The sequence below is a fragment of the Mesorhizobium sp. M7A.F.Ca.AU.002.02.1.1 genome (assembly GCF_003998535.1).
Classification (GTDB): Bacteria; Pseudomonadota; Alphaproteobacteria; order Rhizobiales; family Rhizobiaceae; genus Mesorhizobium; species Mesorhizobium ciceri.
The window spans coordinates 1-1,137 of record NZ_RZPB01001229.1 but is presented as its reverse complement, the minus strand read 5'-3'; the positions used below and the strand labels follow the sequence as shown (position 1 = coordinate 1,137).

The following is a 1,137-nucleotide window of genomic DNA, read 5'->3' as shown; positions in this document are numbered from 1 at the left end:
AGTGAGGATGCCGCCTACGAGCATTTCCTCGGCAAGAGCATGAAAAGCGTGCGCGAGATCCTCGGCCGCGACTTCGGGCTCGATATCACCGACCTGCACCTGACCGAGATGCGCGTCGAATTGATGCGCAAATTCCGCGAGGAGCTGAAGCCGATCGCCGGTGTCAAGAAGATGCTGCCGAAGCTTGGGCTGCCGTTCTGTGTCGCGTCCTCGGGCACGCTCGACCGCATCCGCTACGCGCTCGACGTCACCGGATTGCTTGGGCTGATGGAACCGCACCTGTTCAGTGCCACCATGGTGGCCAAGGGAAAGCCCGCGCCGGACCTGTTCCTGCATGCCGCCGCCAGCATGCGGGCCCATCCACGCAAATGCCTCGTCATCGAGGACAGCCCGGCCGGCATCATTGCCGCGCGGGCGGCGGGGATGCGCGTGTTTGCCTTCACCGGCGGCTCGCATGCCGGCAACCCGACCTTGAAAGCGCGGCTTGCGTCGAGTGAACCGGACTTTATATTCGCTGACATGCTGCAATTGCCCGATCTGATTGCAGGCCTGGGAGCGAGAGACAGAGCATCTTGACGAAACAGTTCGTTTGCGCGGTCGATGTCGGCACCGGGAGCGCTCGCGCGGGCATTCTCGACACCAACGGCACCTTGCTCGGCCGCGCCGAGCGGCCGATCGCCATGAACCAGCCGAAGCCCGATCACGCCGAACATGATTCGCGCGATATCTGGTCGGCCGTCTGCGCCGCCGTGCGCGCTGCCCGCGAAAAGGCCGGCATAGCTGCCGAGGAGGTCGTCGGCATCTCCTTCGATGCCACCTGTTCGCTGGTGGTGCGCGACCGGCAAGGCGGCCAGCTCAGCGTCTCGACCACGGGCGACAAGCGCTGGGACACCATCGTCTGGCTCGACCACCGCGCCATCGCGGAGGCCGACGAATGCACGGCAAGCGGCCACGCCGTGCTGAATTACGTCGGCGGCGTCATGTCGCCGGAAATGGCGACACCGAAGCTGATGTGGCTGAAGCGCAATTTGCCGGAGACCTGGAATGAAGCCGGCTATTTATTCGATCTCACCGATTTCCTGACCTGGCAAGCGACAGGTTCGCTGGCCCGCTCGCAATGCACGCTGACCGCCAAAT

Annotated in this window: 2 protein-coding genes; both read left to right on the top strand. The window is 64.1% G+C overall.

The window, feature by feature from the left end:
- A partial coding sequence (locus EN879_RS36710) for an HAD-IA family hydrolase (RefSeq protein ID WP_127274754.1) occupies positions 1–576 on the top strand: 576 nt, incomplete at its 5' end.
- Positions 573–1,137, top strand: a 565-nt coding sequence (locus EN879_RS36705) for an FGGY family carbohydrate kinase (protein WP_245493941.1), incomplete at its 3' end; no start/stop codon positions are given. The genes EN879_RS36710 and EN879_RS36705, both read left to right, overlap by 4 nt.